At 45.0% G+C, this 14,320-nt stretch carries 10 protein-coding genes; all 10 read left to right on the forward strand.

Annotation, left to right across the window (positions count from 1 at the left end; all coding sequences use genetic code 11):
• Positions 1–15: 15 nt before the first annotated feature.
• Entirely contained in the window at positions 16–561 is a 546-nt protein-coding gene (locus QUB06_RS04310) for a tyrosine-type recombinase/integrase (protein ID WP_015211723.1), read from the forward strand.
• Positions 562–1,626: 1,065 nt separating this feature from the next.
• On the forward strand, positions 1,627–2,235 hold the full coding sequence (locus QUB06_RS04315; RefSeq protein WP_333434254.1) for a hypothetical protein: 609 nt from the start codon (positions 1,627–1,629) through the stop codon (positions 2,233–2,235).
• A 117-nt stretch (positions 2,236–2,352) separates the two neighbouring features.
• Entirely contained in the window at positions 2,353–2,925 is a 573-nt protein-coding gene (locus QUB06_RS04320; protein WP_333127722.1) for a hypothetical protein, read from the forward strand.
• Positions 2,926–3,025: 100 nt separating this feature from the next.
• A complete protein-coding gene (locus tag QUB06_RS04325) occupies positions 3,026–3,373 on the forward strand; it encodes a hypothetical protein (protein ID WP_333176448.1) in 348 nt (115 codons plus the stop codon).
• Entirely contained in the window at positions 3,345–3,659 is a 315-nt protein-coding gene (locus tag QUB06_RS04330) for a hypothetical protein (RefSeq protein WP_015211720.1), read from the forward strand. Before QUB06_RS04325 ends, QUB06_RS04330 begins: the two co-directional genes overlap by 29 nt.
• A gap of 393 nt (positions 3,660–4,052) precedes the next feature.
• Positions 4,053–4,247, forward strand: a complete 195-nt coding sequence (locus tag QUB06_RS04335) for a hypothetical protein (RefSeq protein WP_332955146.1) — start codon at positions 4,053–4,055, stop codon at positions 4,245–4,247.
• Between the two features lie 367 nt (positions 4,248–4,614).
• The gene (locus tag QUB06_RS04340; protein WP_333434255.1) at positions 4,615–6,012 is read left to right on the forward strand and encodes an AAA family ATPase; all 1,398 of its coding nucleotides are present in this window, start codon (positions 4,615–4,617) and stop codon (positions 6,010–6,012) included.
• Positions 6,013–6,319: 307 nt separating this feature from the next.
• The gene (drmD, locus tag QUB06_RS04345; RefSeq protein WP_333434256.1) at positions 6,320–9,472 is read left to right on the forward strand and encodes a DISARM system SNF2-like helicase DrmD; all 3,153 of its coding nucleotides are present in this window, start codon (positions 6,320–6,322) and stop codon (positions 9,470–9,472) included.
• 51 nt (positions 9,473–9,523) lie between these two features.
• Positions 9,524–10,126 (forward strand): hypothetical protein, encoded by a 603-nt coding sequence (locus QUB06_RS04350; protein ID WP_333323168.1) that lies wholly within the window; start codon positions 9,524–9,526, stop codon positions 10,124–10,126.
• Positions 10,127–10,192: 66 nt separating this feature from the next.
• On the forward strand, positions 10,193–14,242 hold the full coding sequence (locus QUB06_RS04355; protein WP_333434257.1) for an Eco57I restriction-modification methylase domain-containing protein: 4,050 nt from the start codon (positions 10,193–10,195) through the stop codon (positions 14,240–14,242).
• Positions 14,243–14,320 lie beyond the last annotated feature (78 nt).

Genomic DNA, 14,320 nt, shown 5'->3' on the forward strand with positions numbered 1-14,320 from the left:
TTGGAGGGCTGCGCCGTGAAGGTTCAAGGCAACGGGCGTGCTAAGATTTTGACGCCCGCCGAAATATCTAGGCTGTTCGACCGGGGTTTTGTTACAGCAAGGGATAGGCTTTTGTTTGCTGTGACTTTTTATTGTGCCTGTCGTATTTCAGAGGCGTTAGCTTTAACAACTCAGGACATTGTTGGCGGTGTGGTGACGCTGCGGAAAGCGACAACTAAGGGCAAGTCAGCAACGCGAACGCTGCCGCTACATCCCATGTTGGCTAAGTTTTTATTGGCTTACAATCCAGATGCGGGTTTTTTGTTTCCGGGGCGAGAGGGTACGAAGCCTTTGACACGCTCTCAGGCAGACTTGATTTTTAAAGAAGCTTGCAAACGGGTAAGAATTAAGGGAGCTTCCACACATTCGATGAGGCGGACAGCACTCACGAACTTGAGCAATGCTGGGGTGCCGCTGCGGGTAATTATGGAGATATCAGGTCACAAAAATTTGTCGAGCCTCCAGCGCTATTTAGAAGTGCAGCCGGAACAGCTTGTCAAGGCGCTCGGGATTCTGAAGTGAGGCGATCGCGACTTTGGTTCGGCAGATTGTTTCAACAGTTGAAGGGCTCTCCCGTAAGTCTTCTTTGAATTCAGGCGCAAGGCTCGCGATGGCTACCCATTTCTTCCCGGATGTATTTTAGCTAAAACAAAGGCAACTGCTATCCGCGACAATCCTGACTGGTTTGAGCCGCCTGCTCAAGAGTGAGGTGTGAATAAGCTTTCCTGACTCTTGAGTTGTAATTGACGTAATCCCCATAACTCCATAAAAACTATCTTACGGAACCAGTCAAAGGGCAGATAGATATATACTTACTGCTGCAAATGCTAGGAAATGCCCCAATCATTAAAAATGACTCCACCAATCAACAAACCGAAGGTACTTATCAGTGCGACACCAGCAGTAAATACACCGGAATCATGATTGTCATTACACCTACAAACCGCCAATATTTACCCCTTAAAAGTTAGATATTTGGGGTAATTTTGGTTGGTAGCGACTACTATATCCCTAAAAAAAAGCTCAAAGAATTAAGCTATTTTCTGGCGAAAAGCCCTTGTCAAAATCTAGGGATATTCATTCATTGATAGTCAGAAGATTGAACTGACAAATTTGTCAGTACAAGACAGGTTTGGCCTTGTCAAAGAGCGGCAGCCCTGTCACGCGCGCGTGAAGAAGGCTCTCAAACACCTTCCATTTGGTTGTTGACGACGTTAGCGCAGCCGGAGAAGAGGATCGCTCGATCTGATTTTTTTCAACCGCGATCGACAATAAATCTTGTTTCTGATCGATCGCGAACACCTAGGATGACGTAAATACGTCGTTAGCGCAGCTCTCGAAGAGGATCGCACGCTTCTATTGGGCTGGTCAAAGAGCGGCTATCGCCGCTATTGGGAGTGACCTGTTCATTTAAGTTTCATCCATTTTTAACAATAGCGAACGCATTCACCTAGGAAAGCCTTCATCACGGGCGATCGCCCTCAAAAAAGCCAGTTAGCTGTTAAGAATTAGGATTGACTTCTATTTCAGTTAACTGGCTCCCTTTCAATTAACCACACAAAATTCAAAGAGGGATGCTATCTCGCCATGAACGGAAACAACTTGAATTTACTGCCAGTACCACTACCGCCCATGCTGCCAGAAATGGTGGGTATCGTTGGTGATTCCCGATACTTCGCCATGTTTTATATGGGCAGCAAAGCTACTTGGACTGATGGTAGAGGGTTAGGGACCTTCAGTTATTATGCCGTGTACGAGCCACTTACTGAACATCCCGCTCTCGCCCTCGATCTGGAACCATACCACCTCGGTTCCGATGATGAATTTCCCACCCATGCAATTGTGTGCGATCGCTTGGAAGGAAAGATGTACGTCGGAGATTACCCAGAAGTAGAGAAATTTCTCAAGATCCAGCACCCACCGCTGCCCACTCTGTCACCAGAAGAAGTTGAACAGCAACGGCAAAGGATTGAGGAAGAACTGGCAAACTTTGACATTTCTACGTTGCAGAAGTTGGGGATGTTTGAGTTGTTGGCAGGGCACAATCAACAACAAAAGCAGGAGCTAGTGGAATTGGCGCATTGGCTTGACCAACAAGTAACTGAAGAGTTGCTAAGGCGATATCTCGAAGCTGCTAATAAAGGTAATTGGACAGCGATTTCTGTACTGCAAAAATTTTTGCAACGCATCCATTAAATTTTGTTACAGCAGAATCATTTCCATTAAACGCACGCAATCTTTCCTTGTAACTATGAGAGAGAGAAATTAGTATTATTGCCAATTTATAGCAACACTAATTAATTGCAAAAAACTATGCCTATCTCCGTTACAAATTTTAAAATACAGAATCAAGTAGTAGCCATTGGAGAAAGAGCGCTTGTACAATGCGTTAAAAGCTGTTGTCCTCCCAGTTTGGAATCAAGATTTCCAGGAAAAATCATCCCTTTCTGGATTCCTATACTTCCTGAGCGACCGCACTCTGATGCAGAGATTCTCAAGTTTGAACCGCTCCACTATCACTTTGACTTTCGCTTTTGGCATGACCGACTTATCAACTTATTCTTCACAGATGGGGAAACTGCTGAAGATTGGCAAGCACGAGTTCAATTAGCTTGTGAAGTTATCGAAATAAAACAAGTGGTGCGCTTGTGCTACCGCAATATACCAATCCTTTCAGCCGACTACAACTTCTTGCCACGCTTGGAGGAAGCTTACTCGAATTGCTCCTTGCTGCCTGGTAATATTTGCCCCCACAAAGGTTATAAACTTTTGCCAAATACCAAGCACCCTAATTTAGGAACCTGCCCGGGTCACGGCTTAGCATTTAATTTCAAAACAGGGCAATTATGCCGGAGAAAGGAATTTACACAGCTTGATTTCAGTTGATTGATTTAGGGGAATATCGCGCTGCAATTTCTTTATCAAGAAATTTGCCGGAAAACCTGTCAAAAAAAGTCAGGTGCAATCGATTCACAGCTATGAACTTATGTCAATCTTAAAAGGAAGTCGAGATTTGATTTCGGCGCTGTTGCTAAGAGATTTGAAGGGGATGCCACCTTCAATCGAATTGCCTGCTAATTTTGCCAAAATTCACACGCCGCGCTTTGAGTGCGGCGACATGGTGCGCTGGACGGGTGTTGGCGAAGAAGCTGATTGGGGGATAGTTATTGGCAAATTTTACAACTGCGAACCGCGCCGGTACTGTTGGATGTGGTGCTACATAATTTGGCTGGCTGCTAATTCCAAGAGCGCAGCTTGGTGTCAGTTTGATACGGCGCGGGAGGAAGATTTGGAGGGGTTTGAGGATGAAAAAGCCGCAGACTTTGACAGATAGAGAACGCAATTTAATTGCAGCTTACAGCCAATGCCAATTGGGAATGACGCCGAAGCAGTTTTATGGCAAGTGGGCGGTGAGTTACGAGGAAATCGCTTTTATTTGTTCCCGTTCTAATTCTACAGTGCGGGGTTGGTTTAAAAAGGGGAAAAATCGAAGATTTCCTACTCCTGTCGATTTGCGTCATCTGGCAGTAATGGACTTTCTGCTGGAACATTTTGAGGAAATTCCAGAGGCGCTGGCAACCTTGCTATGTCGGCTTTCTGAAGATAATAGCGTGCATTAGTAGTGGCACGTCTGCTTGAAATTAGTGCATTGAACAATTGCCCGTGTTTTCTCAAATTGATAAACTTCAAAGCGTTTCACGGAGGCCCAGCACCCGTTATGGATCAAAGAAACTCTTTCTCCCCCTCTCCCCCTCTCCCCCTCTCCCCTTCTCCCCTGCGAGTTTCTGAGGAGATTTCTAATGCCTCATTTCCAAATAGACGCGCCACTATTGTTTTTGATTTTATATACATCAAGCCTTTTCAGCATCAAAAAATAATTTGAGCTGGTTTCAGCACAAATATAGTCAACTGTCAATATCACCGTGACCTGTCTTTGACAATATTGTTTCAATTAAGGTAATGGCAGGTAATCAAACACAAACACAATTTGTTACTGTTATCAGGAGGTTAAAATGACCTATTTTGAGAAGTTGCACCCGTGGTGCTTAATTCGCTTACTTCCTAATTGCCAGCGTATTGTTGTGGCGCGATTTCGCAAGAGAAACGATGCAGATGAGCATCTGCGGGTTTTGCACCGGTTGGTTAAACATCGCACATTTGTGATTATTTTTGATAGTCAAGAACAGCCAGTTTTGCCTCAAGATTAATGGGCAAAACTTATTTTGAAGTCGAATTAGTCAAAGTACCTGCATTAGATTAATAACTCCGCTTCTCCACAATTTCTCCTAGTTATCAATCCAACTGATAACTGGGAGAGTTTTTGATGGGTGCATAAGTCCTAACTATGGAAAATTTGAGTAGCAGTCAAATCAACAGAACAAATTATACAAGACTTACGCCCCAAGTGTTTAAATAAACTATTGGTAGCTGTAAGGTGCTTATGGCTCACCCTACATATAGAGGTTATGCGTAAGTCCTGTTAGAGTTATTATTATCGTCTCCATCAATTAATGATTGTGTAAATTTCAGCTAGCGCTGATTAGTGTTTGAAAGATAGCGGAAGAAACCAACCCTATGATTCAAACACTGGTAAAACCGAATTTTCAATTAACTTCTAAACAAAACAACGCCCTCCAACTCCTCGAACAATTTGTAGCAAGTTCTAAACGGGTATTCGGGCTATTTGGATATGCAGGTACGGGAAAATCAACCCTTGTCAACCTGGTAGCAGAACAATTAGTCAGCGCCGGAAAGAGAGTCGCTTTCACTGCTCCCACCAATAAAGCTGTAGGCGTATTGCGACGGATGGCTGCTGAAAAAGGACTGAGAGGAGTAGACTTTATGACCATCCACCAGCTATTGGGATTAGCTCCAGTCAAACAGGGGCAAAATAAAATCCTCAAACAAGTTTCTCCTTCTTTCCTTCACCTGTACGACACCATTTTTCTCGATGAGTGCAGTATGGTTACAGCAGAACTGTGGAATATTATTCAAGAAAGAATTGCTAGCGCTTTACTCATCGGCAGCAATCGGCAGCTTATTGTTATGGGCGACCCCGCACAATTGCCTCCGGTTAATAATGGCTTCATAGAAGAGAAAAAATCTCAATCCTTCAGCGTGCCTGAAAAAGCCGTTTTAACAGAGGTCGTCAGGCAAGGTGCGGGCAGCCCCCTGCTAGAATTCGTAACAGCTTGCCGCACGGCTGTCAAGAGCAAAGAGGCGTTCAAACCCTTCTCCAAATTCAGCCTTGATAAAAAAAACGGAGCCTTCTTAGTCAGAGAAAAAACGCTGCTGAAATACGCCTTAAAAAAGTTCTCTTCTACTTTCCCTCAAGACCCTGATTGCTTTCGCATCCTCTGCTACACTAACGAGCGCGTCGCCTACTGGAATAGCAAAATCAGAGCCAAAATCTACGGAAAAAATGCTCCCAGATTTATTATTGGAGAGAGGTTGATTGCTAAAGCTCCCGTTATTGCTCCCGACGGCAAAACCGTCATCCTGCCCACATCAGCAGAAGTGGAAATTGCCGAATTTCAAGAGGATAGGTACTCTGGCTATAAAGCCTGGAATCTCCAGGTTAAAACCGATGCAGGCGACCAACGCCAAATTTACATCCTCCACGAAAGTGACGCTTGCCGATTCCAACAGGACAATGCTAGGTTGCTGCAAAATGCTAAAAGCAATCCGAGCTTATGGAAGGCATGGTACGACCATTGTGAAATCTTTGCAGATATGAGAAATTGTTGGGCAATTACTGTACACAATTCTCAAGGCTCTACTTTCACGGAGGTGGGAATTGATAGCAGTGATATCGGCAGGAAAGTCGCTAGTAAATTGCTGTATCTCGCTCAACTTTTCCCTAGTCAAAAAGCTCAATTTGTCAAAGAATACCGCGACAGTATTCGAGCGCACAATCAGCTTATGTACGTGAGCTGTAGTCGTGCGAAGCACCGGGTTTTTGTTACTAAGTGAACCCATTTTATATTTGGTGAATGGCACTTTTAGAGTTTAAGGGCGATGCCTGTGGCTGGCTACGCCTCCGCCATCGAGTCAGCGCAAGCGCGATCGCCCTTGAAAGGTGCTACTTTTTTAATCGTACTCAAGGGCGATTACAGTAATGTTTATATAAAGATAGCATGGGGTACAATAACAATACGGGACTAAAAGCTGAGAAAATTGTTAGGTTGCGATCGCACTCTTTATCTCACCGAAAAAGTTGCACCAACTTAAAACAGTGCCACACAGACGGAAGTAGTGTCAAAGTTTCCCAGAGGATGGTATGAGTTTAACTAGAGCAATTCCAGAACTGGGTCAGTTAGTCAAAGTGCGATCGCGCCAATACGTCGTCACCGAAATACGTCCAACTGCCATACCTGTTAATCCCATGCTACCAGGGTTACAGCAGTTGCAAAACCTGGTGATGCTTTCCTCTGTGGAAGATGATGCTTTGGGAGAAGAATTACAGGTAATCTGGGAATTAGAACCGGGGGCTTTTATTCGCGAACGGATGGAACTACCGCCACCTACAGGTTTTGATGAACCCGCTAAATTAGACGCTTTTTTGGATGCGGTACGCTGGGGGGGCGCTTCAACTGCTGATATTCGTACTATACAATCTCCCTTTCGTAGCGGGATTGATATTGAAGATTATCAGCTTGACCCCGTTGTGCGTGCCATTCAAATGCCCCGTGTTAACTTACTAATTGCTGATGATGTAGGATTAGGGAAAACCATTGAGGCGGGATTAGTCGCGCAGGAGTTGACAATTCGCCATCGTTGCCGCCGTATTTTGATTATCTGTCCTTCAGCGCTACAAATTCAATGGCGTGACCAAATGCGAGATAAATTTGGTTTAGATTTCCGGATTGTGGATAGTAACTTGATGAAGGAGTTACGGCGTTCTCGCGGGATTCATGTTAATCCTTGGCAGCATTTTCCCAGATTGATTACCTCGATCGACTTTATCAAGCGCGATCGCCCCCTGCGTCTTTTTCGCGAACTCCTCCCCGCCGAAGGCGAACCCCTCTATCCCCGCCGTTTTGACTTGCTGATTGTCGATGAAGCGCACAACGTCGCACCATCCGGCGGCGGAAAATATGCAGTTGACTCCCTCCGAACCACTACAATTAGATTATTAGTTCCTCATTTTGAACACAAATTATTTTTAACCGCCACTCCCCATAACGGTTATCCCGAAAGTTTCACCGCTTTATTAGAATTGTTAGACTCCCAAAGATTTGCTAGGGGTGTTTCTCCTGACAAAAACCAACTGCAAGTTGTCATGGTGCGGCGACTAAAACAGGAGATGCAAAACTGGGATGGTTCGCCTTTATTTCCAGTACGGAATTTAGCCCCTATTTTAGTAGATTATCCCGCAGCAGAACGGAGGGCGCACGCAGCTTTAAAACATTACACCGAATTACGCGGTAAAGGTGTGGCCGATAATACAGAAAAGTATGCCACTGAATTTGTTTTAAAACTGTTAAAGAAACGCTTGTTTTCTTCACCAGAAGCTTTTGCGATTACCTTAGCCCAGCACGAAAAATCTTTAACTTCTGCCCGCCGCCGGACTGCTACCACTCTATCACGACCAACTGAGGGAATTTTACGCCGTCAATTAGAGCAAGTTGAAGAAGAATTTGCCGATGATGCGGTTTACGAAGAAGCAACTGATGAGGCAATTACTAATACTAGCAGATTATTTCGCCCACTTTCGGCAGCAGAACAACAATTATTACAAGAAATGCGACAATGGGCAGAAGATGCCGCCAAACGACCGGATGCCAAAGCTCAAGAGTTATTGAATTGGATTCATACTCAGATCAAACCTAATGGAAAATGGTCGAAAGAACGGGTTATTATTTTTACCGAATATCGCGCCACTCAAAAATGGTTGTATAATTTATTAGCCGCCGAAAGATTAATCGAAGGAGACAGATTGATGACTCTTTATGGCGGCATGGTTTCGGAAGATAGGGAAAAAGTCAAAGCTGCTTTTCAAACCGACCCTGATATTTCCCCTGTGCGGATTTTACTCGCAACTGATGCAGCTTCGGAAGGGTTAGATTTACAGAATTATTGTTCTAAGTTGATTCATTATGAAATTCCTTGGAATCCGAATCGGATGGAACAGCGGAATGGCAGAATTGACCGTCACGGACAAAAAGCTCAGGAGGTTTTAGTTTATCATTTTGTCGGCAAAGATTATAAACAAAATTCGGTAACGGGAACTAAACCGGGTGATTTAGAAGGTGATTTAGAATTTTTAATGCGGGCGGCATTAAAAGTTAATAATATCAGAGAAGATTTGGGTAAAGTGGGTATGGTGATTGCCCAGCAAGTAGAAGAAGCAATGTTAGGATATCGCACTACTTTAGATACTAGCAAATCTGAACGGGAATCGGAACCTGTGCGACGAATGTTAAAGTTTGAGCGCAAAGTGAGAGAACAGATTGATAAATTGCGGGAACAATTAAACGAAACTCGCCAGAATTTACGGTTGACTCCTGATAATATAGAATCAGTAGTAAAAATTGGGCTAGAGTTAGCTGAACAACCGCCACTGATAGAAACTCAGATAGCAGGTTTAAAGGGAAAAGCTTTTTATTTACCAGCCCTAAAAAGCAGTTGGGCGATGTGTAGCGAAGGGTTAGCCCATCCCCATACCAAAGTGATTCGCCCCATTGTTTTTGACCCGGAATTAGCCCAGGGTAAAGATAATGTGGTGTTAGCACATTTGAATCATCGGTTAGTACAAATGTGTTTGCGCTTGTTGCGGGCTGAGGTGTGGTCTGGGGAGGAAAGAAAATGCTTGCATCGCGTGACGGCGAGGTTAGTTTCTGCTAGTTCGGGGTTGGAAACTCCGGCGGTGGTTGCTTATGGTAGATTGGTGATTTTAGGAACCGACCAACAACGGTTACATGAAGAGGTGATTACGGCCGGGGGAGTGTTGAAGGATGGGAAATTTACTCGGTTGAAAGTGATGCAATTGCAAGGGGCGTTAAATGCAGTTTTACCCGAAGCAGCGCCAGATAGCGTTCAACAAAAATTAGCAAATTTTTGGCCGAATTATGCCGATGAATTGCTAAAAACTTTGCAGGCGCGGATGAATGAGAGAACTGTTAGTTTACAACGGGATTTGCAGAACCGGGCTGATAAAGAGGTGGCGGATATTACGGCTATTTTAACTGAGTTAAAGCTTAGTATTGAAAAAGAGTTTGAGGAACCGGAGTTTAAGCAATTGGAGTTATTTAATACGGAGGAACAGGCACAGTTTGAGCGAAATGTCAATAGTTTAAAGTTGAGGATTGAGCAAATTCCTCGCGAGATTGAACAGGAAACGGGGATGATTAGGGCGAGATTTGCTAATCCAACGCCGCGATTGTTTCCTTTGGCGGTTACTTATTTAGTTCCGCAGAAACTTGTGAGGTAAATTATCATGTTGATTGAGACAATTTATCATCAATTTTTAGGAGTGAGGCAAATGGCGTACAGCGATTTTAAGTTAAATGAAGTAAGTCAACGGTTTGGATTGACAGTGAATGAAGCGTCGGGAATGTTTGCGGATGTACCGGAAGCAGAATGTAGCGATTTACTGGTGACAATTCTAGGTGAAAATGTTGATTTGGCGGTGGCGATTAATACGGAAAAAGCCCGTTCGGAAATGATTATTAGTCCAGTTTTGTTAGAGATTAGGCGCAAATTTAAGGGTCAAATTAGCTTGTTTTCGGGGGTGGACTTTACGGTTGATGTCCAACAAGGTTTAAATGGGTTTTGTGATTTTATCATTAGTTCATCGAAAGAACAGTTATTTGTTCGCGCCCCGGTAATTACGCTGGTGGAGACGAAGAATGAAAACTTAAAATCGGGGTTGGCGCAGTGTATTGCGGAAATGGTAGCAGCACAGTTATTTAATGAACGACAAGGAAATGAAATCAAAAGTATTTATGGAGTAATCACTATCGGCACGATTTGGCAATTTCTAAAGTTACAGGATAAAGTAATTTCGATTGATTTAAGCGAATACTATATTAAGGATATCAAGAAAATTTTAGGTATCTTAGTCAGCGCCATTCAACAGCAATAAAAACCCCACTTCCTACTCCCGACTCCCGACTCCCGACTCCCGACTCCCGACTCCCCATTACCCATCATGTCTACCGCACGTCACCACGCTGAATGGTTATCTCTGGTTGAAGCTTCCGGGCCTTTTTTAAGTTTACCGGTATTGCTGAAAGTGTTTCCCAGTGGGTTAGATGCCCATGACTCGGAACATTTTAAGCTGTTACGGTTAGCCTATGAAGAATGGCAGGATAATCAACTGGGGGCGCGTCCTGAAAAAGCGATTCATCGCGCTTGGGTGGAATTTGTTTTGCGGCAGACTTTGGAATTGCCGGAGGAGGTATTGTTAGAAGGGCAGCGCATTCCGCCTGGGTTGCAAACCACTGTTGCACAACAGGGCGAAACTCTGCGGCCCGATTGGGTAATTGTTAATCCTCAAGAAACACCCAATGCAGGGACGCCCCGGCTATTAGTTCAGATTGTACCTGCCGAACAGGATTTGGAGAAACCTTTGGCAGGACAGCGCTGGAAAGCAAGTCCCGCGACTCGGATGATGGAATTATTGCACGCTGCTAATGTGCGGTTGGGGTTAGTAACTAATGGCGAACATTGGATGTTAGTTAATGCGCCTAGAGGTGAAACCACGGGTTTTATTTCTTGGTATGGGACGCTGTGGTTGGAAGAACATTTGACTTTGCGGGCGTTTCGCAGTTTGTTGGGGGTGAGGCGGTTTTTTGGGGTGGATGACTCCGAAATCTTGGAAACTTTGCTAACTCAAAGTATTAGTGACCAGCAAGAAGTTACTGACCAATTGGGTTATCAGGTACGGCGGGCGGTGGAGGTGCTGGTACAGGCGTTAGACCGCATCGACCAAGATAGAAATCGCACTCTTTTGCAAGATATTTCGGAACCTCAGCTTTACGAAGCGGCGCTGACGGTGATGATGCGTCTGGTGTTTCTGTTTTCAGCGGAGGAACGGAAGTTGATTCCTTCGGCGGGGGGAGAAGCGCTTTATCACGAATATTATGCGGTTTCTACCATTTCCGCTAAGTTGCGCAGCGATGCGGATAAGTTTGGCGAGGAGGTGTTGGAACGCCGCAGCGATGCGTGGTGTCGGTTGTTGGCGACGTTTCGCGCTGTGCATGGGGGAATTCGCCACGATTTGCTGGATATTCCCGCCTATGGCGGCAGTTTGTTCGACCCGGACAGATTCCCGTTTTTGGAGGGGCGAGTGCGGGGAAGTCGCTGGCAGGAGATTTCTGCTGAACCTATCCCTGTGAACAATCGGATTGTGTTGCATTTGTTGGAAGCGTTGCAAATTTTGCAAATCAGAGTGGGTGGGACGCTGGAACCGCGCCGACTTTCGTTTCGGGCGCTGGATATTGAGCAAATCGGTCATGTCTATGAAGGTTTGCTCGACCATACCGCAGTCAGGGCAACGTCTCCGGTTTTAGGATTGATTGGGACGCGGGAACGGGAACCAGAGGTGGCGCTTTTGGAGTTGGAGCGGCTGCAAGCCAAGGGGGAGGAGGATTTGGTCAAATTTGTCAAAGAGCAGTCGAATAAGTCCCCTGCTGCGCTGCGTAAGGTTCTCTCAGCAAAGATTTCGCCAAGGGTGCTGGAGCGGTTGCGGGCGGCTTGCAATAATGATGGGGAATTGTATCAGCGCGTTTTGCCCTTTGCCGGATTGATTCGCCTGGACACGCTGGAGTATCCAATGGTGATTCCAGAGGGCAGTGTCTACGTCACGAAAGGTTCAAATCGTCGGGAAACGGGGACGCATTATACACCGCGCAGTTTAACCGAACCTATCGTGCAATATACCCTGGAACCGTTGGTTTATGAAGGGGTGGCAGAGGGGAAGCCGAAGGAACAGTGGCGGCTTAAGTCAGCGAAGGAGTTACTGCAACTCAAAGTCTGCGATATGGCGATGGGGAGTGGGGCGTTTTTGGTGCAGACTTGTCGCTATTTGGCGGAACGTTTGGTGGAGGCGTGGGAAGGGTTGGAACGGGAAAATCCGGGGAAGGTAGTGATTGCGCCGGAGGGGACTTTATCTAAGTTTCGTCCTGATGAATGTCCGATTCCGAAAGATAGTGATGAACGGTTGACGGTGGCGCGGCGGATTGTGGCGGAACGCTGTCTTTATGGAGTAGATAAAAATCCTCTGGCGGTGGAGATGGCGAAGTTATCGCTGTGGTTGATTACGTTAGCAAAAGCGCGTCCGTTTACGTTTTTAGATCATGCCTTCAAGTGGGGGGATTCGCTGGTTGGGGTGAATTTGGAACAGTTGCGCTACTGGAATTTGGACACGACTGGTACACCTGCTTTGTTTGCGGATAAGATTCGCCGGGAGGTTGAACAGGTTATTGAGTTGCGGCGGCAAATTGCAGCGAAACCTGGGATGACGGCGCAAGACCAAACCGAGAAGGCTTATTTGTTGGCGAAGGCAAATGCTGTTGCTAATGATTTGCGCGATGGCTGCGATTTGCTGGTTGCTAGTTATTTTAACGATTTGTCTGAGGCGGAACGAGAAGGGTTAAGGCAAACTCTGTTAACGGTGTTTCGGGATGGGGCGAGTGTTTCTGATGAGGTGCGTCAGGTGTTGCCAGATTTGGAAAAGTTGCGACCGTTTCACTGGGAGTTGGAGTTTCCAGAGGTGTTTTCGGATGATTCAGCACCCAAGGGGTTTGCTGCGTTGGTGGGAAATCCACCGTTTCAGGGAGGAAAAAAGATTAGCACAGCTTTAGGAGCTGCATATCGAGCTTATCTTGGTGAACATATAGCAAAGAGAGTTAAAGGTAGTGCTGATTTATGTGCTTTTTTCTTCTTGAGAGCCGGGGAATTAATTAATCGAAATGGAGGTTTCGGATTAGTTGCTACCAATACCATTGCCCAAGGAGATACGAGAGAGGTAGGATTAGATCAATTAGTTGCCAATGGCAGTATTATTACCCATGCAGTACCCAGCCGGAAATGGGAAGGAAGCGCAAGTTTAGAAGTTGCATATGTTTGGTTACGCAAGGAAAAATGGCAGGGGGGATTTATCTTAGATGAAAAGCCTGTTAAAGGAATTACCCCTTATTTAACCATTCCAAGTAAAGCAGTGGGTAATCCCCATCGACTAGCTACTAATCGGAATAAATCTTTTATTGGATTGTATGTGTTAGGAATAGGGTTTATTCTAACTCCAGAAGAAGCTCAAGAATTAATTGAAAAAAATCCGCAAAATAAGGATATATTATTTCCCTATCTGAATGGACAGGATTTAAACTCAACACCCAATCAGTCTCCTACTCGCTGGATAATTAATTTTTTTGATTGGGATTTTGAAAAAGCGAGCCAATATCCTGAATGTTTACAAATTCTTACAGAAAGGGTTAAGCCTCAAAGAGATGAAATTATTGCTAAAGGAAACCAAATTCACGAATATGACTACTGGAAATTTTGGGATAAACGACCAGATCTCCATAATGCGATCACAGATATGAAACAGGTGCTAACTCTTTCAGTCGTAAATAATCATTTAGGATTTACTTTTGCACCCGCTAATATTGTCTTTGCTCATAGGTTAGTAATTTTTCCATTCGATAATTACTTATTTTTCACACTTCTACAATCTCATATTCATTATCACTGGGCTTGGAATTATAGCTCTACCATGCGAAAGGATATAAATTACTCGCCCTCAGATTGCTTTGAAACCTTCCCCTTCCCCCCATCAACCTCAAACCTAGAACAAATAGGCGAAAAATATTACACCCACCGCCAATCCATCATGCTTTCTCGCCAAGAAGGATTAACCAAAACCTACAACCGCTTCCACAACCCCGACGAAACCGCCGCCGATATTCAACAACTGCGAGAATTGCACGTAGAAATGGATAACGCCGTTGCCGCCGCCTACGGTTGGCAAGACATAGACTTAGGGCATGACTTCCACGAAACCAAACAAGGATTGCGCTACACCATCAGCGAAACCGCACGGCGGGAAGTGCTAGATAGACTCTTGCTGCTGAATCACGAACGCTACGCCGAAGAAGACGCCCAAGGTTTGCACGACAAAGGGAAGAAGAAGGGGAAAAGTGGGGGGAAAACTGCTAAAAAACAGGTATCATCTGAGGGACAGTTAAGCTTATTTTGATTAGCCGATGAAACCAACGTTCGTAGTAGGGACTGAAGTCCCTTTAGCACTAAAGTGCTTACTACAAACGTAAAATGT

It is taken from the genome of Microcoleus sp. D2_18a_D3 (assembly GCF_036702455.1).
GTDB lineage: Bacteria > Cyanobacteriota > Cyanobacteriia > Cyanobacteriales > Microcoleaceae > Microcoleus.

What these genes read in the sequence shown, in the direction of transcription:
- drmD (WP_333434256.1), top strand. Translation starts at nt 6,320, where the DNA reads ATGAGTTTAACTAGAGCAATTCCAGAACTGGGTCAGTTAGTCAAAGTG.
- QUB06_RS04350 (WP_333323168.1), top strand. Translation starts at nt 9,524, where the DNA reads ATGGCGTACAGCGATTTTAAGTTAAATGAAGTAAGTCAACGGTTTGGA.
- QUB06_RS04330 (WP_015211720.1), top strand. Translation starts at nt 3,345, where the DNA reads ATGAAAAAGCCGCAGACTTTGACAGATAGAGAACGCAATTTAATTGCA.
- QUB06_RS04355 (WP_333434257.1), top strand. Translation starts at nt 10,193, where the DNA reads ATGTCTACCGCACGTCACCACGCTGAATGGTTATCTCTGGTTGAAGCT.
- QUB06_RS04335 (WP_332955146.1), top strand. Translation starts at nt 4,053, where the DNA reads ATGACCTATTTTGAGAAGTTGCACCCGTGGTGCTTAATTCGCTTACTT.
- QUB06_RS04340 (WP_333434255.1), top strand. Translation starts at nt 4,615, where the DNA reads ATGATTCAAACACTGGTAAAACCGAATTTTCAATTAACTTCTAAACAA.
- QUB06_RS04325 (WP_333176448.1), top strand. Translation starts at nt 3,026, where the DNA reads ATGTCAATCTTAAAAGGAAGTCGAGATTTGATTTCGGCGCTGTTGCTA.
- QUB06_RS04315 (WP_333434254.1), top strand. Translation starts at nt 1,627, where the DNA reads ATGAACGGAAACAACTTGAATTTACTGCCAGTACCACTACCGCCCATG.
- QUB06_RS04320 (WP_333127722.1), top strand. Translation starts at nt 2,353, where the DNA reads ATGCCTATCTCCGTTACAAATTTTAAAATACAGAATCAAGTAGTAGCC.